Below are 24,312 nucleotides of genomic sequence, written 5' to 3' on the forward strand. Positions count from 1 at the left end.
GATGCGGGAAGGCACTCCACGCAGCGGTGATACTTGAAGTTATGACCTCCTTCCGCACCGCCCAGGGGCCGGGCCCCAAGAGCCAACCCGAGGCCTGGGAGCGTACCGCCCGCGGCGCCAATATCCTCGGGCCGGGCGGCGAGCTGGGCATTACGATCTTCGAGGAGATTACGGGCCTGGCTGCCCGCGAAGGTGCGATCAACCTCGGCCAGGGGTTCCCGGATGAGGACGGGCCCGCCGCGATCCTCGAGGCCGCGCGCGCGGCAATCGCCTCCGGCGCGAACCAGTATGCGCCGGGAAAGGGAGTGCCTGCCCTCCGCGAAGCGATCGCCGCCCACCAGCAACGGTTCTACGGTCTCGAACCCGATCCCGAAACGGAGATCATCGTCACCACCGGGGCAACCGAGGCCATCGCCGCGGCGGTCCTTGCCCTTGCGGGGCCGGGGGACGAGGTGCTCACTTTCGAGCCGTTCTACGACTCCTACGGGGCAGTGATCGGCCTTTCGGGTGCAACGCACACCACGGCGCCCCTCCGCGCCCCGGACTTCCAACCGGATCTCGATGCCCTCGAGGCTGCGTTGAGTGAACGCACCAAGCTCATCCTCATCAACAATCCGCACAACCCCACGGGTTCGATGTTTTCCCGGGAGGCGCTCGAGCGGATTGTTCAACTCGCGGCCAGGTACGATGCCATCCTGCTGACCGACGAGGTGTATGAGCACCTCACCTTCGGCCGGCAGCATGTGCCTGTGGCAACCCTCCCGGGCGCCGGCGAGCGCACTCTCACCGTCTCCTCGGCCGGGAAGACGTTTTCGGTGACCGGCTGGAAGATCGGCTGGCTCAGCGGACCCGCCTCCCTGGTGGGCCGGGTGCGGACGGTGAAGTCATTCCTCACCTACAGTTCGGGCACCCCCTTCCAGGGCGCCGTCGCACTCGGCCTCGCCTTGCCCGACTCCTATTTCGACGGCATCGCCCAGGTGCTTGCCGCCAAACGCGACCTCCTCACCGCGGGGCTGGGAGCTGCCGGGTTCCGTGTCTTCGACTCGCAGGCCACCTACTTCGTTGTCGCCGATGCGGCCCCGCTGGGCGTCACCGACGCCACCGAGTTCGCCCGCCGCCTGCCCGCCCTCGCCGGAGTTGCGGCAATTCCGGTACCCGTCTTCTGCCATGCCGAGGGCGCCCGCGAAACCCGCACGCTCCTGCGTTTCGCCTTCTGCAAGAAGCACGACGTCCTCGAAGAAGCGGTGGCCCGCCTCGGAGCCGTAAGGGATCAGCTGTGAGGACCAAGCCGTGAAACGCTCCTCCGTCCCGTCCCGCTGGCTGCGCGCTGCAGGCGCCCACGCCGAGCTCGATGAGGACGCGTTCATCGAAGGGGCCTACATCCTGAGCATCGGGGGCGCGCAGCAGTCGCACGTGAACCTCGCCCGGCCCGACCGCGTCTTCTACGAGTACCTGCGCCGGATCGCGAACGTGATCGACCTCGCCGGGCAGCCCGGTGAGCCGCTGCGGGTGCTCCACCTCGGGGCAGGTGCCCTGACCCTGGTGCGTTACGTCGAGGCCACGAGGCCCGGGTCGGAGCAGACGGCGGTTGAAATTGAAAGGGAGCTCCTCGACTTCGTCCTCGAGCACATGCCGCTGGCCGACGGCACCCGCTGCCGGATCATCGTCGACGACGCCGCCGCGGCTGTCGCAGATCTTCCGGACGGCGCATTCGACGTCGTCGTGCTTGATGTCTTTGCCGGTGCCGACGCCCCGGCGCACCTGACCGGCGCCCCGTTCTACAGGGAACTGCTGGGGCTCACCGCACCGGGGGGCGTGGTGCTGGTGAACGTGGGAGATGATCCGCCGCTGGCGTTCGTCCGTCGTCAGGCGCGGGCGCTGGCCGAAGTGGCCGGCGGTTACGCGGCCCTCGGCGAGAGCGGGATGTTCAGCGGCCGTTACCCGGGAAACATCGTGCTCGCTGCAACCACGGAAGCTTGGCCCGCGGCCTGGACCGGTCTGCTCACTGCGGCAGGACCACACCCCGCAACGGTCCTCACCGGCCTCGATTACGAGGAGTTCGCCGAGCACGGCGGCACGGGTCGCTAGGGCCGCTGCGGCCTCATCCGCAATAAGGTTGCCGGCGCAAAACACCGGTTGCAGTGCCCTTGGCTGCCTGCCTATCCTGATCGCACCTGTTGCCGGGTACGGAGCTACCCTGACGAAGGGACGCCGAAAATGGAAGCGCCAACCATAGTGGCTCCGAGCGTCACGGCACGCGGCGCAAGGCGGCGGCCATGAAAGTCCGCATGTTCCTGGCTGCCGGTGGTCTTGCCGCTGCTGCGGCCGCGGTTGCGCAACAGCGGCTCCGCCGGCCGTCGCCCGACGCCCGGGAACGGTGGCGCAACGTCACGATCTTTGCGCCCGCTGAGCGCGCAGTTCCCGGCGGGATCTATCCGGCGCCCCTCGAAGCGCTGCGTCAGAGCGTCGACCTGCGGACACAGCCGGCTCCGGGCGACAAAGGAACCGAGATAGCGGCCCGTCCCCGCCCGGGCGCCGCTGACGGAACAGTGGAAAAGCTCCGCACTGCGCTGCGGCAGTCCAAGGAGATCCTTGAAGCCGGCGAACCCCTGCGCAACGAGCCACGGCCGCACGGCCACCGGCCCTCAACCGCCGCAGGAGCCGTGGTGGACGCCTTGGAGCGGCGGTCGCGGGGAAGGGGGATCCTGTGAAAGCGCTGACATGGCAGGGGATCAACAAGATTGGCATTGAGACGGTGGCCGATCCCCAGATCCTCAACTCGCACGACGCCATCGTGAGGGTGACACGGACGGTGACGTGCGGTTCCGACCTCCACCTGATCGGGGGATATGTTCCGACAATGCGCGGTGGCGACGTTTTCGGCCACGAGTTTGTCGGCGAAGTCGTGGAGGTGGGCGGATCGGTCGTGAAACACCGGGTCGGCGACCGCGTTGTCGTTTGCTCATTCATCGCGTGCGGGAAATGCTGGTACTGCAGGCACGACCTGTTCTCCCTCTGCGACAACGGCAACCCCAACGACGCGATCCCGGAGACCCTTTGGGGATCACCGCCCGGAGGCTGCTTCGGGTATTCCCATGCGCTGGGCGGCTGGGCCGGGAGCCACGCCGACTACATCAGGGTGCCCTATGCCGACGTCGGCGCGTTCCAGATTCCTGACGCGGTGAGCGACGACCGCGCGCTCTTCGCTTCCGATTCCGCTCCCACGGGCTGGATGGGTGCCGACCTTGGCGGTGTAGGCCCCGGCGACGTCGTCGCGGTGTGGGGCGCCGGCGCGGTGGGCCAGATGGCGGCCCGCGCGGCCATCCTCAAAGGCGCCGCGCGGGTCGTGGTCATCGACCGCTACCGTTACCGCCTCGACCAGGTCTCGCACTACATCGGTGCGGAGACCCTCGACTACACCGCCAGCAACGTCCTTGCCGAGCTCAAGGAGATGAGCGGAGGCCGCGGGCCCGACGTCTGCATTGAGGCGGTGGGAATGGAAGCGCACGGCCGCGGCCTCCCGGGAGCCTACGACCAGGTGAAGCAGCAACTGCGGCTGCAGACGGACCGGCCCACCGCGGTTCGCGAGGCCATCCACGCGTGCCGGAAGGGCGGAAGCGTGTTCGTGCTTGGCGTCTTTGGCGGCGCGGTCGACAAGTTTCCCCTCGGAGCGATCATCAACAACGGATTGACGGTCCGCGGCGCCCAGCAGCACGGCCACCGGTACATCCCCCGCCTGCTGAACCTGATGGCCGCCGGAGAGCTGAAAACCGAACACCTCGCAACCCACGTCCTGCCGCTCGAGGAGGGCCCCCGCGGGTACGACCTCTTCAAGAACAAGAAGGACAACTGCGTCAGGGCAGTCTTCATCCCCTGATCGGCCCGCTCCAGCTGCATGGTGCGTGACGGTCGATCCGGACCGCACCACCCCGGCGGGCGCGCCGCGAAGCCCCTAACAGCGCGCCGCGAAGCCCCTAATAGCCAGAAGCGCCCGGGGATGGTTTGATTGAGCAAGCGGTCTCTTCCGCTGCCATCGGGATCCTGGCGTCCGCCAAAAGCGGGCAAAGCGATCCTGGTGGACTATCAATCGGCGGAACTGCAGCATTGCTTCGCGCGCCGAATGAAGGGATACCTATGAACGAACCTAGTCGTTTGGCGCCGGGAGACAGTTTCCCGGAAGATCTCACTACCCTCGACAGCAGCGAGGTCGAGGTGCTCAACAGCAAGGTCCACCGCGAAATCGACTCCGAGTACATCACGTACGGGGTGCCTGATCCTGAAACGCAGGCCCGCCTCGCCGAGATCACCGAGGAGTTGGACCGCAGGGACGACGCTTCAGCCGAAGGTTTCCAGCCAGTTCTCCTGTCGGAAACCAGGCCTTAAGCCGCTGAAGCGCAGGAAAGCCCGTTTCCACGGGAAAAGACATCAGGGTCAAGGAGCGGCTCCGATGTCTACCTCCACTTTCCGGCCGTGCCGTTGTTCGCCGGCCGTTTCCTGCCATCCCTTCCGACCGGCCCCTTCCGGACCAGCCGCCCAGGCGTTTCATCTTCCTCATCTGCCTGCTTCATCTGCCCCGGCACCTCCTCCCGCCGGCACCGCCTCCATCGCACTGAGGCAGACGAGACGTAGGCCCGGGCCACGCGCATGGCACTACATTCATCTGACGCACCTCCCATCCGGTGCGCCGGGCGCCCCGAATAACCCCTGTTCCCGGCAGACGCCCCACCTTACGAACCTCTTCGTGAGTATCCTTGGACGGGTGCCGAGTCTCCGGGTCCGGCCCGAAGCAGAGCCGAGTCCAACCAAGGAAAGCGAAGGGGGCGCAATGAGGGAGCAGGGTGCGACGCGGTACCTCCGCTCCGGCTTCCTGACGGCCCTGATCGTCTTTGTCAGCGCCACCTCCCACGTTCTCGGGGGTGGCACCCTTCCCGCACTCGGCATCATTGTCCTGACCGCGGCCCTGATGATGGTTCCCGTGACGGCGCTCGCCGGACGGCCCCTGCCCATCCCGGCCCTCGGGGCCACCCTGCTGGGCGGCGAGGTGATGCTTCATTCGGCATTCACCACCTTTTCACTTGCCGCGGCGCCGGCCTCCTTGGGCGGGCCTGTGTGCTCCGGCGCGGTGGTGTCCGAACATCACGGTGCTCCCGCTCTCGACTGCGGCACCGCCCTCGGAGCAGCCGAAAGTGCTGAACCGGCGCAGGGCATGATGCTGCTTGCCCACGTCCTCGCCGCCGCCGTGCTCGCCGTGGGCATCGCCAAGGGCGAGGCTGCGGTGCTGCTGCTTGCCGCCTGGCTCGCCCCGCTCGTAACCCGGCTGACGCCGCCGGTGGGCGTTCCTGCCGGCCGGAACCTCATCCTGTACATCTCCCCCGAGGTCCCGCAGCGCTGGCGCTACCTGCGTGTGCCGCTCCTGCGCGGCCCGCCGGTCGCAGCATTTCCGCGCCTGCTCCCGTTCTAACCGGCGAGCCGCAGCGGAACACCGAGCGACCACTTCACTTCTTGATCCGGAAAGGCGTACCCGCCACCGGACACCCGAAAGGCACTTTCATGAACCCGCTATCCCACCACCGGCACGCCCTGAGAACCGTTGCAGCCACCGTCACCACGGCCGGTCTCCTGGCCGTCGGCGCAGCGGCGGCAACCGCCCATGTCACGGTTTCGCCGCAGTCAACCACCGAGAACGGCTATTCGCAGCTCACCTTCAGCGTCCCCAACGAATCGGAAACCGCCGGCACCAGCAAGATCGAGGTCGAACTCCCGAAGGACGCCCCGTTCACCTCCGTGCGGGTCAAGCCCCTTGAAGGCTGGAAGGCGGAAGTCATCACTGGAAAGCTTCCGGAACCGGTGACAACCGAGGACGGCGCCACGATCACCGAGGCACCCACGACCGTCGTCTGGACGGCGGAGAAGGGCTCGGAGATCTCGCAGCAGGAGTACCAGACGTTCTCGATCTCGGTCGGCAAGCTTCCGGCGGCGGGAACCACTGTCACCCTGCCCGCTGCGCAGCACTACACCGATGGCTCGGTCCGCGAATGGGACGAACCGACGGCTGAGGGTAAGGAACCGGAGAGCCCGGCACCGGCGTTCGTCACGACGCCGGAGGAGGGCGGAACCGGACACGGATCGGGCCACGCAACCACAGCCGCGGCGGAGCCGGCGGACGACGCCGTTCCGGCTTCCGCGACCGAATCGTCGGGCAGCAGCGCCGCCGGCTGGGCCGGCCTCGTCGCCGGGCTGCTCGGACTCGCAGCGGGCGGCACCGCCCTTGCACGTAGCCGCCGGACCAGCAGCGGATCCTGAGGCACCGGGGGCAGCCGAGGCTGCCCCCGGTCTTACCGGCTCAGGCGTAGACGTTCTTGAGGAACGTCCCCCAGGTGTGGGCAGTGGTTCCGCTGTCCACGGCTCCGCTGAAGTCGTGAACAGTCATGCCCACCGGCGCCCCGAAGGCGTTGCGTCCGAAGAACCGGTAGAGCGCATCATCAGAGCGCAGGCCCAGGAAGTTCTCGTTGCGGAAGTCGACCTCCGCCTCGACTGCGCCGGTGCCGGGATCGAACGTGACGCGCTCCCCCTGAGCCGTTCCGCTGACTCCGAGCGCTTCGACGAGGCGGTTGAACCCGTCCGGCGTGTTCGACGTATCGGGCGCCTGGATGTCTGTGAACACCACCGGCCTGCCGTCGAAGTGGCGCAGGTACTGGTCGAGGGTGTGAAGGTAGAAGATTGTGTGCCGTGACGCGCCGTCGTACTGGGTGTCCCAGTCGTCAACGAAGATGCCGCTGTGAACGTAGTGGAGGTGCGTTCGTCCGCCTTCGAGCGGGGTCAGGACGTGTTCGAGCTGGTTGAACCACCCATCGGGGCCCTCCATGCGGCCGACCCGGTGGGTCGGATATTCATCGACCGGCGTTTCCTCGGGCCACTCATCCGTCGGGAACATCCAGGCGGGCGTTCCGCTGGTGACGGCTTCCCACACACGCTCGGGGGTGCCCGAGAGCTCGGTGTCCACGACGATTTCGAACTTCTTGTCAGTGCTCATTGTCTAGCTCCTTTGCTGCAGGCGGGGTTGGGGACTGCGCCGCCACCATAGGGTGGAGCGCGACGATGAGCCGGTGTCTGCGGCCCGTCGGTGAACTGGGGTCGGAGTAGGTCTCAACCAGCCGTGCCACCGTGGAGCCGAGCTCTTCGGCGAACGCGGCACGGTCGGCGGCGGTGCGGAAAGTGATCTCACCGTCAATGGCGAAGGTGGCCAGTGGCTTGCGGGCAGCCGAAGCACCCGCGATGAGCCTTCCCATCTCCTGGACCATCCGCGAGGCGAGTGCCAGAAGCCAGAAGGCCGAAAACCTGTCGGTGAACCGGCGCGGATCGGGCGCGACGGCGGCGAGTGCTTCAGGGGAGATGACGAATGAAGAAGCGGCGGAGCGAACGATCCGCTCGGTGACGTTGCCCTTCCTTCGCTCCTCGACCAGCTCGACGAGCCCCACACCCTCAAGCGCCTTCAGGTGGTAGTTCACCTTCTGCCGGGTCAGTCCGACCCGGGTGGCCAGCGCCGTCGCCGACGCAGGCTCCACCAGCTCCCGCAGGATCCGCGCCCGAATGGGATCGAGCGAGGAAGCGGCGGCTGCCGGATTATCGATGACCTTGATGTCCATGGATTCAGGATGCGACCGACAATATTTATTGTCAAGAAAAAGTTTTTAGTCCGTTACGCCTCGAGGGGTTCCAGGTACCAGAGGCGGGTTTCGCCATACTTCTTCTCGGCAAAACGCTCGAGCCCCTCCGGCCAGACCGGTTCGGGCGAGCGCGAGGACCGCTCAAGGACGACGACGGCACCCGGCGCGAGATGCGGCACGAGCCGCTTCAGGATGGTCATCAGCGGGTCGTCCTCAAGCGGATAGGGCGGGTCGAGCAGCACGAGGTCCCAAACCTGGTCCTCACCGGCGCGTTCGAGGTAGGACTCGACCTTCGCCCTGTGGACCCGTACCGCCGTCCACCCCAGAACCTTGTTGATCATCCCGGCGTTCTTCTGCGCCACGGCAGCAGGCTTATCACCCGATTCGACGAGGTCGACCGTCGCGGCTCCCCTGCTGGCGCTTTCGATGCCAAGCGATCCCGAGCCCGCAAAAAGGTCGAGGACGTGGGCGCCGTGGATCGCATTGTAGGCCTCGAGCCGCGAGAAGAGCGCTTCCTTCACCCTGTCGGTGGTGGGGCGCGTTCCCGTTCCAGGAACGCTGGTCAGGGTTGTCCCTCCGGCTGCCCCGGCAATGATGCGCGTCATTCCTTCACTCTAACCGCGTTCGAGGAAGGCTTCCCGCTCCGGGTTGAGGTACAGCTCGATTGCCGCGGCGAGTCCTGGGTGCTCGAGCAGGTCCGGATCCTCTGCGACGATTTCCTGTGCGTCGGTTCGGGCCTTCTCGATGATTTTTCCGTGCTGGATCACCTTGAGGAACCGAAGTGCGGAGGATCCACCGGACTGTGAGGCTCCGAGGATGTTCCCCTCGCGGCGGAGTTCGAGGTCCTTCTGGGAGAGTTCGAACCCGTCGGTAGTTGAGGCGACTGCCGCCAGGCGTTCCCTGCTGGGGTGCTCCGGTTCGAGCCGGGTCACGAGCAGGCAGGTGCCGGCGTGACCGCCTCGGCCGACCCGTCCGCGGAGCTGGTGGAGCTGGGAGATGCCGAAACGGTCGGCATCCATAATGACCATCAGGGTGGCGTTGGGGACGTCGACGCCGACCTCAATCACCGTGGTTGCCACGAGCAGTTGGATCGAGTTCTCGTTGAACCTGGCCATGACGTCGGCCTTCTCGAGCGGGTCCATCCGTCCGTGGAGCATGCCAAGGGCGATGCCCTGGAGCTGCGGCGCCGTCTGCAGGGAGTCGTAGAGTTCAACGACGCTGGTCAGCTCCTGCGGAGCGCGGCCCGCCTCACCCTGACTGTCGGGCTGGTACAGCTCAAGCGCCGTCGGGTCGTCTTCCTGGGTTGCAGTGCCGGAATCGCCGATCTTCGGGCAGACGACGTAGACCTGGCGTCCTTCCTCAATCTCCTCGCGCGCCCGGGACCACACCCTGTCGATCCACGCCGGGTGTTCGGTGAGGCCCACCTCGTGGGTGGTGATGGGCGAGCGTCCCGCCGGCAGCTCGGAAAGCGTGGACACCTCCAGATCGCCGAAGACCGTCATTGCGACGGTGCGCGGGATCGGAGTGGCGGTCATGACCAGGACGTGCGGCGACGCGGCGGCCTTGGAGCGCAGCGAATCGCGCTGCTCCACCCCGAAGCGGTGCTGTTCATCGACCACGATCAGTCCCAGGTCGAAGAACTGGACGTTCTCGGAAAGCAGCGCGTGCGTTCCGATGATGATTCCCGCTTCCCCCGACGCGGCCTCAAGCATGGCGCGCTTGCGCTGCGCCGTGGTGAGCGAACCGGTGAGCAGCACCACCCGGGTTCCGTCGGCGGCACCCCCGAGCATGCCTCCCTCTGCAAGCGGCCCAAGGGTCCGGGTGATCGACTGGTAGTGCTGGGCGGCGAGCACTTCGGTCGGCGCAAGCAGTGCGGCCTGCCCGCCGGCGTCGATGACCTGCAGCATGGCACGCAGAGCCACGAGGGTCTTTCCGGAGCCGACCTCCCCTTGGAGCAGCCGGTTCATTGGATGGTCCCGCGCCAGTTCGGCGGCGAGGGTCTGCCCCACCTCCTGCTGGCCGCGGGTAAGGGTGAACGGCAGGCGTGAGTCGAACTGGTCGAGTAGGCCGCCCACCGCCGGCGGCCTGGACGTCGCGTCCTCCCGGGCCGTTAGCGCCCGGCGCCGCGCCAGCGCCGCCTGAAGGACGAAGGCTTCCTGGTACCGGAAGCGGTGCTGGGCGCGGTAGGCGTCTTCGACCACGGCGGGGCGGTGGATGAGCTCGTATGCCTGGGAGAGCGTCATGAGTTTGTCGCGCCGCGCGATTGCCTCGGGGATCGGGTCGTGGAGCTGTTCCCGGTCGAGGGTATCGAGCACGGTCCCTACGGCCAGGGCGATGCGTTCGCTGCTGACCTTCTCCGAGGCCGGGTAAACGGGGATCGGCTGGCCAACGTACTGCGGGTCGTCGTCGTCCTCGTCGAGCAGCACGTAGTGCGGGTTGGTCAGCGACAGCTTGCTCCGGTAGACGGTGACCTTTCCGGAGAACACCGCACGCACGCCCGGACGTAGTTCCTTTTCCGCCTTGTAGCCGTTGAAGAAGGTGAGGTTCATTCCACCGATCCGCCCGTCGGCGTCGTCGGTGATCACCACCTCGAGCAGCATGCCCTTGCGGGTGTGCATGCGGCGCGAATTCGCTGCCTGTACGCGCGCGATCAGCGTGACTTCTTCATCGACCGGAACCTCGGCGATCGGCGTCAGTTCGCCGCGCTTGAGGTAGTTCCGGGGGAAGTGGTTGAGCAGCTGTCCCACGGTGAAGAGGTTGAGGTGCTTCGCGAGCAGTTTTGCCTGCGGTCCCAGAAGACGGTCGAGCGGAACATCGAGCTCCGCGGTGGTCCTGCTACCCATTGCCCTCGGCGAGCAGGGCGTCCCCCGCCGGGAGCGCACTGGCCAGCTGGGTTACTGCAACATTGTCAGGCTCCCCTGCCTCATAGATCAGTTTGAGTGCGGCTTCGGGCTCCGCCACGTGGACGTGGACCCGCCACCGGTACCCCTCGGGGACCTCGGTGACCGCACTCATGATGACCGATTCGCCGATTTCATCGAGGTGGAGCCTCAGGGTTGCGGCGTCGAGCGGGCTGAGGTTGATGGTGAACATGATCTCCACCCCGTCGGCGTCGCCGCCCTGGTGGATGTGCGGAGCCTGGATGTCGTAGCCGTGAAGCCCGTCGAGGAGTTCGTCCTTGAGTTCCTCGCCCAGGGAGGCAGCCCGCAGCGCGTCGAGGATGAGCAGGAATCCCACGCCGCCGGCGTCGACGACGCGGGCCTCGGTCAGCGCACCCAATTGGCTTTCGGTGTGGATGACGGCAGCCAGCGCGTCGTCGACTGCCGCGTGAAGCGTGAGGGCGAGCGCCTGGTTGCTGTCGTCGCTGTCAAAGGTGGCCGCTTTCTCGGCCGCACCGCGGGCGGCGGCCTCGAGAACCGAGAGCATGGTTCCGGGCACAGGATCACTGAGCGCCGACCAGCTGCGGATCTGTGCCCGGTGGAGGGCTGAAGCGAGCAGCCGGCTGGTCAGGCGCGTCGTCCCGTGGAGGGGTTCGGCGATGGCGCAGAGGAAGACAGCGAAGAGGGTGCCGGAGTTGCCGCGGGCATCCTCCATGGCGGCTCGTCCAGCCAAGGCCAGGAGGTCGCCAAGGTCGGTCGTGTCGGAGTCGTGCGCGCCCTGGGCGGCGGCCCGCATCGTGAGGTAAAGGTTGGTGCCGGTGTCGCCGTCGGCCACGGGGAAGATGTTGATGGCGTTGAGCCGGTCGCTGTGATTGCCGAGGGACTCTTCGGCTTTGCTTAACCATCGCTTCATCGCTGTCGCGTTTGCGGTGATTTTAGTCTGCAAAGTGATCCCATCCCATGGAAGCTGGAGCCTGCGACCCAAGCGTCACATGGGGCGTCCCTGCCGTTACCGAGCCTACCGCAGTAAAACGGTAAGGGAGCGTAACGTTTCGGTCAAAGGTCGCCAGCAGCCCGTGGTCTTCGCCGCCCCCCAGCACCCACAGCGTGGGATCGACGGAGAGCAGGTCGGCGGCGGACTGCAGGGGCTGTGTGAGCAGTTTGACGGCGTCGACGTCGAGATCGATCGCCACGCCGCTGGCGCGCGCAATCCTTCCGGCATCGCGGACGAGCCCGTCCGAAACGTCGAGCATTGCCGTCGCGCCGGCGAGTGCCGCTTCGGGGCCGGCCGCGAGGGGCGGCTCCGGGCGGCATTGGGTGTTGATGAGGCCGATTGCCTCGTCATTGAGTTCGCCGAGGTCGAGGGCCGACTCAAGCAGGGCCAGCCCGGCTGCTGCCCTGCCGACGGTTCCTGCGAGGGCGACGACGTCGCCCGGCTTTGCTCCCGAGCGGAGCACCGGCGCCCGTCCCTCGAGGGATCCGGTGACCGCTGCGGTCACCACGATCTCCGTTCCGCCGCCGAGGTCGCCACCCACCACGCCGCAGTCGGCGGCACCGAGCTGGTCGACAGCGGCGGCAAGCCCGTCGGCCAGGGACTCGACCCACTCGACCGGCGTGGTGCGGGGAAGGGTCAGGCTGACCACCAGGGCGGTGGCGCGCGCGCCCATGGCGTTGATGTCGCTGAGGTTCTGGGCTGCGCACTTCCACCCGACGTCGAAGCCTGAGGTCTCGAACCCGTTGTCCCGGCGGAGCCGGAAGTCCTTGTCCTGAACCAGGGTGTCGATTGAGAGGACCGTCCGACCGTCCTGCACCGCAAGCACGGCGGCGTCGTCGCCTGGGCCCACAACGGTGCCTTCCGCCCCAGGCAGACGCGGAAAGATGCGCTGAAGCAGGGCGGACTCGCTGAGGTCTCCGACGGTAAGAGGCATGGTTCAAAGGTACGGTGCGGTTGTGACTTTCAGCGGAGCACCCGTCACGCTGCCACATCGGCAGCGTGCGGGCGTCCTGCCGGGTGCCTAGTTCGATGCCCCTGATGAGTCGAAGAATTCACCGAGGGTGCCGGCGTCGAGCGCTTCAGCTACTTGGGCGATGGCGGCGTCGTCCTTGACGACGATCGACTGCCCGTCCGGAGAGGTTCCGACCCCGAGGTTGGGGAGGGTCGAGAAACGGATGTCCTCGGAGCGGACCTTCCGCTGCGAGACGGCAAGGCTACCGGCCGCGGCGGCGTCAAACTCTTCATCAACGCTCAGGTACGGGGAGATCTCGTCGACGACGTCGTGGAGCTTTGCCGGGTTCGTGAGTGTGTCGGCGCTGAGGATTTCGCCAAGCACTCCCTTGATGAACAACTGCTGGTTCTTCACCCGTGTGTAGTCGCCGTCGGAGAAGGCATAGCGTTCGCGGACGAACTTGAGGGCTGACTCACCCTGCAGGGTGATTGGACCCTGGGCGAAGCTTTCTGCGTCAGGGCCGCTGGAATCGAAGGCCGTTGGGTTGTCGACCGTAACGCCGCCGAGGGCGTCCGTGAGGTCCTTGAACCCTTCGAAGTCGACGATTGCGACATGGTCGATTGGGGTGTCGAAGAGGCTCTCCACAGTTTCGACGACCAGCGGAACGCCACCCAGGGCCTGTGCGGCGTTGATCTTGTGCTCACCGTGCCCGGGTATCTCGGTCCAGGTGTCGCGCATGATCGACATGACGAAGATTTCCGAACGGTCGGCGGGAAGGTGCATCAGCATCATGGTGTCGGACCGGCTGTCCCCCGAAGCGGCAGGGTCGGACTCCTCCGCACGTGCGTCGCTGCCCAGCAGAAGGATATTCCGCGCCCCCTCGGCAGCGGCGGGGCGGTCACCGGTGGGGAACGCCGCTTCGATATTCTGCGTCTTCGAGTCAAAGGTGCGCGCCAGGCTGAACAGGTATCCGCCTGCGACCAGCGCCGCAACGAGAACAAGACTGAGCATCACCAGCAGTGTTGTCCGCACGGGGTGCTTCTTCCTGCGTTGGACCGTCGGGCCCATCTCTTCGTACTCGTCCGTGTACTGAGTCACACCAATTCCTCTGTTCTGGACCATTTCTTCGGTCTGGAGACCAGCCATCATGGTACCGCCCGCACCCTGGCACACCCGGGCCTGCTCCGCCTTCGGAAAGCATTAGGGTGGAAACATGCCACCTCTCCCCCGGCTTCTGCGCGCCGCCGTACCCCTCGGGCTGCTCCTTGCGGGCACTGCCGCGTGTGCGCCCGTCGTCGACGTCGACCCGGCCGCTGATGCGGCGAATCCTGCCTGTGCCAGCGTTATGGTTTCCCTTCCCCCGGAGGTGGCCGAGAACAGCCAACGGGAAACGAACAGCCAAGCGACGTCGGCCTGGGGTGACCCATCAAAGGTGGTGCTTCGCTGCGGAGTGGAAGTACCGGGGCCCACCACCGACGCATGCGTTTCAGTGAACGACATCGACTGGATCCTCCAAGAGGGCGAGTCGGCATGGACGGCGACAACCTACGGGCGCGACCCGGCCGTTGAAGTGCTGTTCGACCCGGAACAGGTGGCCTCGAGCACCGTGCTGGTGGAACTCGGCGCACCCGTTTCGGTGATCAAGCAAACGCGCGCCTGCATCGATATTTCCGACCAACTCGACCTGCCCGCCGACGGCTAACAGTTATGGAGCGCCCGATGAAAGCTGAACAGATCACCGATCCCTGCACCTTTCATGGGGAGGGGCCGTACTGGGATCCGCGCACGTCTTCGCTGCTTTTCGTCGACATGCTTGCCGGTGACGTGCTTGTGCGGGCCGGCGACGGGGCTCTAGTGCGGCATTCGGTTGACCCGAAGGTTGCAGCAGCAATCCGCGGACGCGCATCCGGTGGCTACGTCCTCGGCGTCGAGCGGGGTTTTGCCTTTGCCGATCAAAGTTTCTCCACCATCACGCCGGGGCCGGTTGCCTTCACCGACCCGTCGGTGCGGATGAACGATGGCGGATGCGACCCGCGCGGCCGCTTCCTGTGCGGTTCGATGAGCTGGGAATCGGAGTTCGGCGCCGGTGCGCTTTACAGCCTCGGCACTGATTCGACTGTCACCACGGTGTTGCAGGGGGTCACCACTTCCAATGGCCTGCACTTCAATGCCGCCGGTGATACCGCGTTCTACACGGACACTCCCACCCAGCGCATCGATGCATTGGATTACGACGCCGACTCAGGCCGGTTCACGGGCAGACGCACCTTTGCCGAGGTTGATCCCTCGATTGGGGCTCCCGACGGAATGGCGATCGATTCCGACGGCTGCCTCTGGATCGCGCTGTACGGCGGCTCGGCCGTCGTGCGGTTCGACACTGATGGATCGTTGAGCGAGCGCATCGAAGTCCCGGCTTCCCAGGTGACCGCCTGTGCCTTCGGAGGTAAGGACCTGGACACCCTTTTCATCACGACATCGCGGCAGAACCTTGGGGACGGCGACGAACCCGAGGCTGGCTCCGTTTTCGCGGCAAACCCCGGTGTCCGCGGCGTTGAGTTGCCCATGTACCAGGGCTAGTCGACGGCGACTCACTGGGGCAGGCAGGATGCTCGTGCCCGCTCCAGGCGTGGGAGGGGTGGCACTGCCCTGGTACCTGAATTGCCGAGAACGTCGGGCTTGGATGCCGGGCTCTCATTCGAATCGGATGCGAGCATCTAGACCGCGGTAATTTCGGGATCTACCGGCCTAAATTGTCAGTGGCGGATGACACATTAGAGGTATGCAAACAGCATCCGCTGACCCTGCCGCCACCGACACCTTAGCCGCGTGGGAGGCCTTGGTGGCCGGTGTTGTCGGTGCGGAGCGGCGCGATGACGGATTGTCGCCGGAGGGGCTCGATCTCGACGGGGCGGTCGCTGCACTGCAGGCGCTGCAGCGACTCAAGAGCTGGGCAGATGCGCAAACGGCGCGGCTGACCGAACGCATCCGCGTGCTGGCCGGCGAGCGGCTTTCAGCGCGCGGCCTGCGGCCCGGATCCCTCGGAGACACGCTCGCAGCTGCCGAAATCGCCTGTGCGATGCGTGTTCCTGAGCGGACCGCCCACCTGCTGGTTCAGCACTCCAATCTCCTCACACAGCGCTACGACGCAACAATGACTGCTCTCGAAAGCGGACGCATCACGTGGCGGCATGCCGTGACGGTGGTGGAGGAGTCTTCGGGCATTCCCAACGCGGCAGCGGTTGCCTTTCAGGAACAACTCGTGCCGATTGCCGAAGACACAACTGTCCCGAAACTCGCCTATCGGGCGCGCAGGCTGCGTTCGATCGTCCACCCCGAAAGCCTCGCCGAGCGCACACGGAACGCATTCCGAAACAGGCGCGTGGAATTGAGCCCCGACCACGACGGCATGGCGTGGCTACACGTGTACCTATCGGCAGAACGCGCAGTTGCGGTGAACGATCGACTCACTGCGATGGCCCGAGGGTTGCAATGTCCGGAGGAGTCCCGGAACCTGGCCCAGCTTCGGGCCGACGTTTTCACTGACCTGCTGACCCACAGCTGCGACGCTGGCGGGAACAGCCGGTCCGCAGCCCTACATGGGGTCCAGGCGCACGTGAACGTTACAGTGCCGGTTCTCACCCTCCTCGGCGTTGATGATGCGCCGGCTGATCTCGAAGGGTACGGCCCAATCTCCGCAGACATTGCCCAAATGCTTGCCGCGCATGCCCCGTCATTCACCCGGCTGCTCACGCATCCAGAAACGGGAGCCGTGCTGAGCGTGGGCCGAAACAGCTACGCTGTTCCCGCAGACCTGAAGAAGTGGCTTCGGGTCAGGGACCGGACGTGCAGGCATCCCGGCTGCAACCGGTCGGCGGCCTCAACGGAGCTTGACCATACGGTCCCCTGGTCCCGCGCCGGAACAACGGCCCACAACAACCTTTCCAACCTCTGTCGTCGCCATCACATGCTCAAGAGTGAGGGGCTATGGCACTATGCGCAGCCCGAGCCCGGCGTCATCAGGCCACCTCCCTGGCGGGAAAGAGCTACACGACGCTGCCTGAACCGGTCCCGGCGTAACGCTGCCTTCCGAAGGGGACGTTGCCTGAACCGGTCATTACAAACCCTGTTGTCGGTCAACCGGGTGTGGTTGCCAGCAAGGAGACACCGTCACCCGTCGGTCGGGCCTTGGCAGCCGATTCCCGCTGGGTTGTCTATGCAATTTTCCGCAACGTTGTGGCCCTCAGTTCTCCAAATGCTCATCAGATGAGGCGTTGAGGTGACGCTGGCTTGACCTGAGACCGGTTGGAATGGCCCGCCATCGACCGAGTAATCGCCGGCGAAATAGGTGGTGAGGGTGACGTTGTAGTCACCGGTGGTGCTATAGACATGGCTCGTGGGAGTTTCGGTGTTGAAGGCGTCACCATTCACCGCCGCGCCGGGAACGGTGGTCGTTGCACTGGTGCCGTCGCCATAGTTCCATTCATACGCCACTGGCCAGGCGCGCAGGGTGATCAGGGCATTGCGGAACTCAAATGTGAATTCCTGGTCCTCCGCTTCGGCGTAGAGGTTCGAGTGGGCATTCTTGAGGCCGAAATTTTGGGGCTGGGAGATCACCCGGGCAGCCGTGATTGGTTGGCTTTCGAACTCGGTAATCGTGATGACGATGGGTTCCTCCGCAGGTTCCCCCTCCGTGGGAGGAACGGGAGTCTCACCTGGGTAAATGCATGAGTGGCGGCCGGTTCTCCGTTCACTGGGCGGATCGTTGTTACGGTTGACCTCAATCCATTCGACCAGCACTCCGTCTTCGTTGGCATCACACTGCTCGTTCACTCGTTCGCAGTGCGCCGGATCCAGCGCATCCCCCACCCTGCTCGTGCACACCCGCTCGTAGCTGTATTCAATGCCAGCGCTGACGGGTAGAGCGGCGGGCTCAGCGGGGTCGCTGCCAAGTACAGAACGGCTGTCTCCACTTCCACCCACGGACCCGGAACCAGTTTTCGTCAGGGCGGTAGCTTCGAAGGAATTATCACGAGACAGGACATCGTATTCTTGCTCAAGTTCGGGTGCGGATGGCAGACCCATAAAGCTGACAGCCAGCATGACCGCAGTATGAAGGGCGGGACGGGCCGAGACCTGTACTAAGTACATCACGTGCCCTCGGGGCGCCCGAAGTCCAGCATCAACCAAGCTCCGTCCTCGTACAGCGCGATCACCGCGTCTATGGATGGGGGTGAGCCCTGATCCGAATCGAACTCGCTCCCGTCTGGATTAAAGTAAGTGACCCCGGCCTGTTTGGTCTCGACGAATGAGTGAATTGACCCTGCGGTGTTCTCCTCGAAAGCGGATGAGAAAGAAACCACTTCAAACTCCGCTCCCTTGAGCCATCTTCCGTCTGCGTACACTTCACGCACTGAGCGCAGAATGCTTTGGCACGTCCGGCACCCAGGGTCCGTGACCGACTCGAAGGCCTCCCAGTCGTTTGTGGCATAGCCATAGTTGAAGAGCTCGAACCAGTACCGGGTGAAGGCTTCGAGGCCTTCCTTCGTGTTTTCGTCGGCAAGGGCCGGCTTGACTGGCACGGGGAGGTGAGCCGCAGGACCGTTGGAGGATGCTTTGGAGGATGCTGGTGTAGGCGACGGCTTGGATTCCGCAGTAGGACTCGGGGAGGTAGATGTGGGCGCCGTTGTGCTCGGTTGGCCGTTCGCCGTCGTTGTTGATGGTTGCGGCTCAGCCCCTGAGGCTTGGCATCCAGTCAGGAGAAGCGAGCCAGCCGCGATGACACACAGTGACCGCAACCTGAAGCGACGCACTACTGGCGAGGATGGGAGCACGTGTGATCCTCCAGCCTTGAAGAGTGGCAAGAGCGCTGGTCGTGCTTCCGAGCCTAAACCTGGATTACTGGCCATGGTGCGTTATCCACAGCTTCATTCGGAATTCGAGTAGTGCTGCGCCCTGAACGCAGAGTGGGTCCCTGTGCGTGCGAAACGTCGCGGGACCTAACCGCCCTCGGGCGTTCCGAAGTCGAGCATTCTCCATCCGTTGCCATCATGCTGAGCGACAATGACATTGACACTGGGTTTCAGCGCCGGAGACCGGCCCGCTTCCCTACCGGACTGGTCGCGGTAGATCAGTTCGCTTTGCTGGACTTCAACAAATGAGTTGATCGATCCATTCTGGTTAGGCTGAAACTTCGTTGAAAAATCACTGATTGTGATTTCGCCGCCTTGGATCCAACCGCCGGTATCGTAGTGCTTTTGCACTTCCGCGGTGACGTTTTGACAGGTGTCGCACCCCTTGTCGGTCACTGCACCAAACGCCGTCCAATCGTTCGTGGCATATCCATAACTGAAAAGTTCGAACCAGTGCTGGGCAAACGCCTGAAGGCCCTCTTTCGAGTTCTGATCCGCGAGCGCTGGCTTTTTCGGCACCGGCAAATTCACCGCTGGCCCGCTGGCAGAGGCTGAAGCAGGCTCCGTTGATCGGGCCGAAGCCGACGCCGTTGCAGCACCTTCGGCTCCGGCTCCCGGCCCTAACCCATCACAGCCGCTCAGGAGCAGGCATCCGATCGATGAAAAAGCCAGAATTCGCAGACGAAGGCGCTGCTCGGAATGGAGTCGGAGCACAGAGCTCTCCCAGATCGAGTGGGCGCTTGCCGAGTACGCGCCGCAGGGTGATTGTCGTAAACAGGCTAGACGCTCTAGGGAACGTTCTGTCACCACAACCCGGCCATCCGGGAGAAACCAAGTAGTGCGGCAGCGAAGAATGGGTAGTTCGCTTCAAACGTCGAAAAACGTTGCGGACTACCGCGTGAGTGTGTTGCTTACTCAGAGAATCGGCTGACCACCCGTCACGGCAATCCGCGCTCCGGAGACGTAACTTGCTTCGTCGGAAGCCAGAAGAACGTAAATCGGGGCGAGCTCCGCAGGTTGTCCAGCTCGCTTCATGGGAACCTGCTGTCCGAAGTTCTTCACTTCTTCCTCGGGCATTGTTGCTGGAATCAGCGGAGTCCAAATGGGACCCGGCGCAACACTGTTGGCGCGGATGCCCCGCTCGGCCAGGAGCTGCGCCATAGCCGCGGTCATATTAGCAATGCCGGCCTTGGTCGCCGAGTAGGGCAGAAGCTGGGGCACCGGATTGTCGGAATTGACCGAGCTTGACCCGATGATCGATGCACCGGGCTTCATGTGGGGAAGAGCAGCCTTAGTGAGGTGGAAGAATGCGCTGAGGTTGATTGCGATCGTCCGGTCCCACTCTTCATCGGAAATTTCCTCGAGCGTCTCGTGACTCATCTGGAAGGCTGCATTGCTCACCAGCACATCCACCTGCCCGAATTCCTCGACCGCTTTGGAAATGATCGACCTGCAGTAGGCAGGGTCGGCGAGATCACCGGGAAAGAGGACGGCTTTCCGTCCGGCTGCTTCCACCAAACGCGCGGTATCCTGGGCGTCCTCCTCCTCTGAACTGAGGTAACTGATGAGCACGTCCGCGCCTTCACGGGCGTACGCAATCGCGACCGCCTTTCCGATGCCGCTGTCGCCACCGGTGATCACCGCGGCCTTTCCGAGGAGCCGGCCCGATCCCTTGTAGCTCTGCTCACCGTGGTCGGGCCGTGGATCCATCGCTTCAGTGCTGCCGGGCGGTGTCTGTTGCTGAGCGGGCTGAGTCATATTTCCTCCTCGAATCCATACGGGCAGATTGTGCTTCTACTTGCGCAATCACAGTAGGCACACTTAGCTGTGTAATACAAAGCAGACTTACTAGTTGATGCCCACGATCGACTTCGCCGATAACTTACGGAAGGATCCAGGTTCTCGATGGGACTGGCAGCGGAATACATCCTCCCCTTGAAGTGGAACGACGACGGCCCACTTGAGGAACTGGCCGATTACCTTGCCCAGCTCCCCCAATGGGCCGATATCACGGTTGTGGACGGCTCCCCCGCAGTCCTTTTCCAGCGCCACGCAGACGGGCTCCCGCCTCGAGTGCGCCACGTGCGGCCCGAAATCTCCGGATATGGCAACGGCAAAGTGATGGGCGTGGTGACCGGCATCCGGATTGCCCGACACGACCGTCTCGTCATAGCCGACGACGACGTCCGTTACCGTGCTGCCGAACTCGAGCAGGTAGTACGTCTCCTCGACGCTGCGGACCTGGTGCGGCCGCAGAACTACTTCAGTCCCATGCCATGGCACGCGCGGTGGGACACTGCGCGAACCCTCCTCAACCGCGCCCTGGCCTCCGATTACCCGGGCACACTGGCCGTACGGAGATCGCTTCTCGACCCAGCGAACGCCTACAGTGCTGACGCGCTTTTCGAGAACCTCGAGCTTATTCGGACCCTGCGCGCCCGCGGAGGTCGTCAGAGGAAGGCCGACGACGTCTTCGTTGTTCGGCGTCCTCCAACGGCCCGCCACTTCCTCGGCCAACGCGTGCGGCAGGCGTACGACAGTTTTGCCCAACCGGGAAGGCTCGGCGTCGAACTCGCGCTCCTGCCCCTTGGCGTCTTCTGTGCCAGGCGGCCGCGGCGCCTGTTGACAGCGCTGCTTGCGGTCGTGGCGCTCGCGGAGGTTGGACGGCGCAGACACGGCGGTCAGGCGATCTTCGGCCCGATGTCAGCCCTGTGGGCACCCTCGTGGGTACTTGAGAGAAGTATCTGCATTTGGGTGGCCATCCTCTACAGGCTGCGCGGTGGCGTCCCCTACGCCGGACAGCGAATGAAGCTGGCGGCGCACTCCAACCGGTGGCTTCGCCGTGCCCACCAGCAATCCGGCGCCGTCGGCCGCAGTTCGTCAGCACCGGATGTGTCCTCTGGCCCGCCCCCAAAGAGCGGCCCGCGGCGGGAGAAAGTAAGTAGACTGAGAGAATATTCGGAGTCCAAGTGATGGGAAGCTCAATGGCAGACACCCTGGGAAGCGCAACACCCGAACCGAGCGGCAACCCCGAACGCGACCCTGCCGATTGGGTCACCGGGGATGAACCGATGACCGACGCTCAACGCAGCTACCTCGATACCCTCGCCCGCGAGGCGGGCGAGGAGATACCCGCGGACATAACGAAGGCGGAGGCCTCCCAGCACATCGACCGCTTGCAGAAGAAGAGCAAACGGGTTTCCGACTAGGCACGGGTATGCCCAGTGGTGCCGGGACCCGCTCCCCGCGCCGCAGGGTATGCGCGAGCTGAGCGGCTGCACGGCAAATAACTAGCGCGGAGCTGCGTTGGACTCGGCGCAGACGTCCGGCCCGGGAACGACAATCCGCGCCTGCGAGCCGTGCTGCAGCAGTTACTTAGCGCGTAGCTGCGAAGTTGAACTCGGTGCAGATGTCCTGTCCAAACACGAAGCGCCGCACCGGTGCCGTGCGCGCTTCGGCGAGGGCGTCTGCGCCAGCGAACCGGATGCCGGGCAGCCCGTCGCCCACCAGAACCGGAGCGGTCGTCAGGTAGAGGCGGTCCAGCGCGCCGTCGCCAACAAAACGCGAGACGGTACGTCCGCCGCCCTCGACCAGCACCGTGCGCAGTCCCCGCTGGGCCAGAAGCTTTAGGAGTTCATGCGGTGCGAACTGCTCCTCACGGAGCCGGACAACGGAAACGTGCGCGGCGAGCACTTCCGGCACCCGAGTGTCGACTCCGACGAGCCACAGGGTTGGGGCGGCTCCGTCGGTGAGCACGCGCGCATCGGCGGGCACCCGCGCCGCGGTGTCGAGAACCACCCGCACCGGATTTTCCCCCGGCACCTCGCGAACTGTCAGAGCGGGATTGTCTGCAATGACGGTATCCGCACCGACGATGACGGCTTCGACGAGCGCGCGTAGTCGGTGCAGGTGCTCCCGGTCCTCACGGGATGCCGCGACATCGCCGTCGCCTGTGCGTGAGGCGATGAAACCGTCGAGGCTCTGCCGGAGCTGGCCGAGAGCAAGGGGTGTTTGCGCGGCGGCAATGAAACCATACCGGTGAATGAGCTCTTCGGATTCCGCAGTCGCGGGGGCGGTCGGAACGGAGCCGGCGAGAAGTTCCCTCCATACATCGGTCGACGGCGAGGAGTCGTGGCGCATACGGGCGCGCTTGGTCGCGAGGTAGGAAGCATTTTCGGCCCGTTCCGGCACGGGGAGTCCACGCCTCTCGACGACGTCGATCCCGAGGTCCTGCAGGGCCTCCTGCTTCGCGGGGTTGGAGGAGAGCAGGCGAATGCGTCCCACGCCAAGATCTTGAAGAATCTCGGCTGCCTGGAGATAGTTTCGCGAGTCGACGGGGAGGCCGAGGGAGGTGTTGGCATCAACGGTGTCGACCCCTTCGTCCTGCAGGGCGTAGGCCTTCAGCTTGGCCAGCAGCCCGATTCCTCGGCCCTCGTGCCCACGTACATACACGAGAACGCCGTGGCCTTCGTCGCTGATCGCATGGAGGGCTGCGTCAAGCTGCTCACCGCAGTCACACCGGTAAGAGCCGAACGCGTCGCCGGTGAGGCACTCCGAATGGACCCGCACAAGCGGCGGCGCCGCCGGACGGCGGCGGTGTGCCGTCCCTGAAATGTCGTCACCGATTCCGCGGCTCAGGGCAACGTGCTCGACGTTCTCGGCGTCGCGGTAGCCAACCATGCGGAAAGTGCCGTACTTGGTCGGCAGGAGGGTTTCGGCGACCCGTTCCACCGTGGCGGGTACGGACGCCGCTTTCATCTGAGTAGGCATTCATCAACCTTATTGGCGGAGTATTCAAGACAACCAACCGCCGTCATCCGGCGAAGTGAATGCCCTTTGGAACAACGCGGACGACCGCCGGTTTATTGCATGCGGGCGTCTTATTCAATGTCAGACCCTGTTGTCGGCCGAGCGCATCGGCCGGAGCGGGAGCGCCTCAGGGCTCATCCGGCAGTGGCGTCCCGCCGTCCGCATCGCTTGCCACTCGAACGAGCGCTGCCGAGCGTTGCAGGACTTCCCGGCAGGCGACCAGCGCCGGCCGCCCGGCCCCTGCACGACGCGCAGATGTGAAGACCGAGCGGCGGGGATCGTCGGGGAGGGCAATAAGTTCAACTGTCGTCCGACGCCCGGTCCACACGAGGTCGGGCATCAGGGCGACCGCATTCCCTGATTCGATCAACCGGATCTGCGCCTGGAGGTCAGCGGTCTCGTATCGCACATCGGGCTCGAACCCGGCGCGGCGGCAGGCCTGCTCGGCCCAGTGCCGGGAAGCCGCCCCACGCGGTTCCATGACCCATGCCGCATCCGCTGCGTCAGAGACAGAACGGATGCCCGCCGGGTTCAGCGACCCGGGCGGAACCGCGAGCCGGATGGCGTCCGAGGTCAGCGGCACCTGGTCCAGCTCGGGGTGCCGGGGCGCCGCATGGCCGGGATACTGCTCGGCAATCACAAGGTCGAAGTCCCTCGCGAAGGTCTCATACAACGCGGTCTCCGGCTCTCGCTGCACCATTTCGACACGAACCTCGGGATACTCCGCGGCCATGATGGTCAGCGCATCGGGCATGAGCGCCAGGGCGGCCGACTGGAACACTGCGACGCGCACCGTTCCGGCAACAGTTGTCAACGACGCCGCGAGATCCGCCTCCGCACGCTCGAGGATTTCGAGCAGTTCCGCGGTGTGCGCCACCAGCACCTCGGCCTGCGGCGTCAGGGTCACCCGCCTGCCGGTCTTCCGCAGCAGCTCCACCCCTGCTTCCTTCTCAAGGAGGGCAAGCTGCTGGGACACCGAGGATGGGCTGTACCGCAGGGCAGCCGCCACCTCGCCAAGGGTTCCCCTCAGCTTGAGCTCCCGGAGCAGCCGCAGCCTTCGCACGTCAAGCATTGCCACCTCGATTCATTAACTAATCTGAAC

25 protein-coding genes are annotated in these 24,312 nt (G+C 65.1%); 12 read left to right on the top strand and 13 right to left on the bottom strand.

Annotated elements, in window-relative coordinates:
* The first annotated feature begins 41 nt into the window (after nt 1-41).
* The 7 genes from AC4D2R_RS06635 to AC4D2R_RS06665 all read left to right on the top strand — a co-directional run bounded on the left by AC4D2R_RS06635 (nt 42) and on the right by AC4D2R_RS06665 (nt 6,303).
* Nucleotides 42-1,280: an aminotransferase class I/II-fold pyridoxal phosphate-dependent enzyme gene (locus AC4D2R_RS06635; protein ID WP_490938663.1), complete on the top strand. Its 1,239-nt coding sequence runs from the start codon at nt 42-44 to the stop codon at nt 1,278-1,280.
* Between the two features lie 10 nt (nt 1,281-1,290).
* Nucleotides 1,291-2,088 carry a spermidine synthase gene (locus AC4D2R_RS06640; RefSeq protein WP_490938665.1) on the top strand — a complete coding sequence of 266 codons (798 nt, stop codon included), beginning with the start codon at nt 1,291-1,293 and terminating at the stop codon, nt 2,086-2,088.
* Between the two features lie 188 nt (nt 2,089-2,276).
* Entirely contained in the window at nt 2,277-2,711 is a 435-nt protein-coding gene (locus AC4D2R_RS06645) for a hypothetical protein (protein ID WP_490938667.1), read from the top strand.
* A complete protein-coding gene (locus AC4D2R_RS06650; protein WP_490938669.1) occupies nt 2,708-3,877 on the top strand; it encodes a zinc-dependent alcohol dehydrogenase in 1,170 nt (389 codons plus the stop codon). The genes AC4D2R_RS06645 and AC4D2R_RS06650 overlap by 4 nt, the downstream gene beginning before the upstream one ends.
* A gap of 257 nt (nt 3,878-4,134) precedes the next feature.
* A complete protein-coding gene (locus AC4D2R_RS06655) occupies nt 4,135-4,383 on the top strand; it encodes a hypothetical protein (protein ID WP_490899962.1) in 249 nt (82 codons plus the stop codon).
* 442 nt (nt 4,384-4,825) lie between these two features.
* Entirely contained in the window at nt 4,826-5,461 is a 636-nt protein-coding gene (locus tag AC4D2R_RS06660; protein WP_490938671.1) for a hypothetical protein, read from the top strand.
* A gap of 89 nt (nt 5,462-5,550) precedes the next feature.
* Nucleotides 5,551-6,303 carry a YcnI family copper-binding membrane protein gene (locus AC4D2R_RS06665; RefSeq protein ID WP_490938673.1) on the top strand — a complete coding sequence of 251 codons (753 nt, stop codon included), beginning with the start codon at nt 5,551-5,553 and terminating at the stop codon, nt 6,301-6,303.
* 40 nt (nt 6,304-6,343) lie between these two features.
* Here the strand turns inward: AC4D2R_RS06665 and AC4D2R_RS06670 are convergent, their stop codons facing one another.
* From AC4D2R_RS06670 to AC4D2R_RS06700, 7 genes are all read right to left on the bottom strand, one after another.
* Nucleotides 6,344-7,033: an SRPBCC family protein gene (locus AC4D2R_RS06670; RefSeq protein ID WP_490938675.1), complete on the bottom strand. Its 690-nt coding sequence runs from the start codon at nt 7,031-7,033 to the stop codon at nt 6,344-6,346.
* Nucleotides 7,023-7,646 (bottom strand): ArsR/SmtB family transcription factor, encoded by a 624-nt coding sequence (locus AC4D2R_RS06675; RefSeq protein WP_490938677.1) that lies wholly within the window; start codon nt 7,644-7,646, stop codon nt 7,023-7,025. Before AC4D2R_RS06675 ends, AC4D2R_RS06670 begins: the two co-directional genes overlap by 11 nt.
* Before the next feature lie 53 nt (nt 7,647-7,699).
* On the bottom strand, nt 7,700-8,272 hold the full coding sequence (gene rsmD / locus AC4D2R_RS06680) for a 16S rRNA (guanine(966)-N(2))-methyltransferase RsmD (RefSeq protein ID WP_490938679.1): 573 nt from the start codon (nt 8,270-8,272) through the stop codon (nt 7,700-7,702).
* A gap of 9 nt (nt 8,273-8,281) precedes the next feature.
* Entirely contained in the window at nt 8,282-10,510 is a 2,229-nt protein-coding gene (locus AC4D2R_RS06685) for an ATP-dependent DNA helicase RecG (RefSeq protein ID WP_490938681.1), read from the bottom strand.
* Complete coding sequence (locus AC4D2R_RS06690; protein WP_490938683.1) at nt 10,503-11,459, bottom strand: DAK2 domain-containing protein; 957 nt, start codon at nt 11,457-11,459, stop codon at nt 10,503-10,505. The genes AC4D2R_RS06685 and AC4D2R_RS06690 overlap by 8 nt, the downstream gene beginning before the upstream one ends.
* Before the next feature lie 22 nt (nt 11,460-11,481).
* Entirely contained in the window at nt 11,482-12,474 is a 993-nt protein-coding gene (locus AC4D2R_RS06695; protein ID WP_490938685.1) for a thiamine-phosphate kinase, read from the bottom strand.
* A gap of 87 nt (nt 12,475-12,561) precedes the next feature.
* Nucleotides 12,562-13,590 carry an LCP family protein gene (locus tag AC4D2R_RS06700; protein WP_490938687.1) on the bottom strand — a complete coding sequence of 343 codons (1,029 nt, stop codon included), beginning with the start codon at nt 13,588-13,590 and terminating at the stop codon, nt 12,562-12,564.
* Nucleotides 13,591-13,705: 115 nt separating this feature from the next.
* On the opposite strand from AC4D2R_RS06700, the gene AC4D2R_RS06705 reads away from it, so the two are divergent.
* The 3 genes from AC4D2R_RS06705 (at nt 13,706) to AC4D2R_RS06715 (ending at nt 16,759) form a co-directional block, all read left to right on the top strand.
* Nucleotides 13,706-14,194: a DUF3515 family protein gene (locus tag AC4D2R_RS06705; RefSeq protein WP_490938689.1), complete on the top strand. Its 489-nt coding sequence runs from the start codon at nt 13,706-13,708 to the stop codon at nt 14,192-14,194.
* A gap of 17 nt (nt 14,195-14,211) precedes the next feature.
* Entirely contained in the window at nt 14,212-15,069 is an 858-nt protein-coding gene (locus AC4D2R_RS06710; RefSeq protein ID WP_490938691.1) for an SMP-30/gluconolactonase/LRE family protein, read from the top strand.
* Nucleotides 15,070-15,271: 202 nt separating this feature from the next.
* Entirely contained in the window at nt 15,272-16,759 is a 1,488-nt protein-coding gene (locus tag AC4D2R_RS06715; RefSeq protein ID WP_490938693.1) for an HNH endonuclease signature motif containing protein, read from the top strand.
* On the opposite strand, the gene AC4D2R_RS06720 is transcribed toward AC4D2R_RS06715, so the two are convergent.
* The 4 genes from AC4D2R_RS06720 to AC4D2R_RS06735 all read right to left on the bottom strand — a co-directional run bounded on the left by AC4D2R_RS06720 (nt 16,660) and on the right by AC4D2R_RS06735 (nt 20,159).
* On the bottom strand, nt 16,660-17,592 hold the full coding sequence (locus tag AC4D2R_RS06720) for a PKD domain-containing protein (RefSeq protein WP_490938695.1): 933 nt from the start codon (nt 17,590-17,592) through the stop codon (nt 16,660-16,662). The genes AC4D2R_RS06715 and AC4D2R_RS06720 overlap by 100 nt on opposite strands.
* A gap of 47 nt (nt 17,593-17,639) precedes the next feature.
* Complete coding sequence (locus AC4D2R_RS06725) at nt 17,640-18,398, bottom strand: DUF6318 family protein (RefSeq protein ID WP_490938697.1); 759 nt, start codon at nt 18,396-18,398, stop codon at nt 17,640-17,642.
* Between the two features lie 90 nt (nt 18,399-18,488).
* Nucleotides 18,489-19,115, bottom strand: a complete 627-nt coding sequence (locus AC4D2R_RS06730; RefSeq protein WP_490938699.1) for a DUF6318 family protein — start codon at nt 19,113-19,115, stop codon at nt 18,489-18,491.
* Nucleotides 19,116-19,316: 201 nt separating this feature from the next.
* Nucleotides 19,317-20,159, bottom strand: a complete 843-nt coding sequence (locus tag AC4D2R_RS06735; protein WP_490938701.1) for an SDR family oxidoreductase — start codon at nt 20,157-20,159, stop codon at nt 19,317-19,319.
* A gap of 147 nt (nt 20,160-20,306) precedes the next feature.
* Here AC4D2R_RS06735 and AC4D2R_RS06740 point away from each other — a divergent pair, with 147 nt between their 5' ends.
* Nucleotides 20,307-21,374 (top strand): glycosyltransferase family 2 protein, encoded by a 1,068-nt coding sequence (locus tag AC4D2R_RS06740; RefSeq protein WP_490938703.1) that lies wholly within the window; start codon nt 20,307-20,309, stop codon nt 21,372-21,374.
* 11 nt (nt 21,375-21,385) lie between these two features.
* Nucleotides 21,386-21,610, top strand: a complete 225-nt coding sequence (locus AC4D2R_RS06745; protein ID WP_490899945.1) for a DUF3072 domain-containing protein — start codon at nt 21,386-21,388, stop codon at nt 21,608-21,610.
* 166 nt (nt 21,611-21,776) lie between these two features.
* On the opposite strand, the gene ribA is transcribed toward AC4D2R_RS06745, so the two are convergent.
* Both ribA and AC4D2R_RS06755 read right to left on the bottom strand, forming a co-directional pair.
* Complete coding sequence (gene ribA / locus AC4D2R_RS06750) at nt 21,777-23,171, bottom strand: GTP cyclohydrolase II (RefSeq protein ID WP_490938705.1); 1,395 nt, start codon at nt 23,169-23,171, stop codon at nt 21,777-21,779.
* A 166-nt stretch (nt 23,172-23,337) separates the two neighbouring features.
* Nucleotides 23,338-24,282 (bottom strand): LysR family transcriptional regulator, encoded by a 945-nt coding sequence (locus AC4D2R_RS06755; protein ID WP_490939070.1) that lies wholly within the window; start codon nt 24,280-24,282, stop codon nt 23,338-23,340.
* Nucleotides 24,283-24,312: the final 30 nt, after the last annotated feature.

Source organism: Arthrobacter sp. TJ-217, from assembly GCF_058269255.1.

Excerpts from the sequence above, each read along its gene's own strand:
- AC4D2R_RS06635 (WP_490938663.1), top strand. The coding sequence starts at position 42 with ATGACCTCCTTCCGCACCGCCCAGGGGCCGGGCCCCAAGAGCCAACCC.
- AC4D2R_RS06645 (WP_490938667.1), top strand. The coding sequence starts at position 2,277 with ATGAAAGTCCGCATGTTCCTGGCTGCCGGTGGTCTTGCCGCTGCTGCG.
- AC4D2R_RS06655 (WP_490899962.1), top strand. The coding sequence starts at position 4,135 with ATGAACGAACCTAGTCGTTTGGCGCCGGGAGACAGTTTCCCGGAAGAT.
- AC4D2R_RS06660 (WP_490938671.1), top strand. The coding sequence starts at position 4,826 with ATGAGGGAGCAGGGTGCGACGCGGTACCTCCGCTCCGGCTTCCTGACG.
- AC4D2R_RS06665 (WP_490938673.1), top strand. The coding sequence starts at position 5,551 with ATGAACCCGCTATCCCACCACCGGCACGCCCTGAGAACCGTTGCAGCC.
- AC4D2R_RS06670 (WP_490938675.1), bottom strand. The coding sequence starts at position 7,033 with ATGAGCACTGACAAGAAGTTCGAAATCGTCGTGGACACCGAGCTCTCG.
- AC4D2R_RS06675 (WP_490938677.1), bottom strand. The coding sequence starts at position 7,646 with ATGGACATCAAGGTCATCGATAATCCGGCAGCCGCCGCTTCCTCGCTC.
- rsmD (WP_490938679.1), bottom strand. The coding sequence starts at position 8,272 with ATGACGCGCATCATTGCCGGGGCAGCCGGAGGGACAACCCTGACCAGC.
- AC4D2R_RS06685 (WP_490938681.1), bottom strand. The coding sequence starts at position 10,510 with ATGGGTAGCAGGACCACCGCGGAGCTCGATGTTCCGCTCGACCGTCTT.
- AC4D2R_RS06690 (WP_490938683.1), bottom strand. The coding sequence starts at position 11,459 with ATGAAGCGATGGTTAAGCAAAGCCGAAGAGTCCCTCGGCAATCACAGC.
- AC4D2R_RS06695 (WP_490938685.1), bottom strand. The coding sequence starts at position 12,474 with ATGCCTCTTACCGTCGGAGACCTCAGCGAGTCCGCCCTGCTTCAGCGC.
- AC4D2R_RS06705 (WP_490938689.1), top strand. The coding sequence starts at position 13,706 with ATGCCACCTCTCCCCCGGCTTCTGCGCGCCGCCGTACCCCTCGGGCTG.
- AC4D2R_RS06710 (WP_490938691.1), top strand. The coding sequence starts at position 14,212 with ATGAAAGCTGAACAGATCACCGATCCCTGCACCTTTCATGGGGAGGGG.
- AC4D2R_RS06715 (WP_490938693.1), top strand. The coding sequence starts at position 15,272 with ATGCAAACAGCATCCGCTGACCCTGCCGCCACCGACACCTTAGCCGCG.
- AC4D2R_RS06720 (WP_490938695.1), bottom strand. The coding sequence starts at position 17,592 with ATGCTGGCTGTCAGCTTTATGGGTCTGCCATCCGCACCCGAACTTGAG.
- AC4D2R_RS06725 (WP_490938697.1), bottom strand. The coding sequence starts at position 18,398 with ATGGCCAGTAATCCAGGTTTAGGCTCGGAAGCACGACCAGCGCTCTTG.
- AC4D2R_RS06735 (WP_490938701.1), bottom strand. The coding sequence starts at position 20,159 with ATGACTCAGCCCGCTCAGCAACAGACACCGCCCGGCAGCACTGAAGCG.
- AC4D2R_RS06740 (WP_490938703.1), top strand. The coding sequence starts at position 20,307 with ATGGGACTGGCAGCGGAATACATCCTCCCCTTGAAGTGGAACGACGAC.
- AC4D2R_RS06745 (WP_490899945.1), top strand. The coding sequence starts at position 21,386 with ATGGCAGACACCCTGGGAAGCGCAACACCCGAACCGAGCGGCAACCCC.
- ribA (WP_490938705.1), bottom strand. The coding sequence starts at position 23,171 with ATGCCTACTCAGATGAAAGCGGCGTCCGTACCCGCCACGGTGGAACGG.
- AC4D2R_RS06755 (WP_490939070.1), bottom strand. The coding sequence starts at position 24,282 with ATGCTTGACGTGCGAAGGCTGCGGCTGCTCCGGGAGCTCAAGCTGAGG.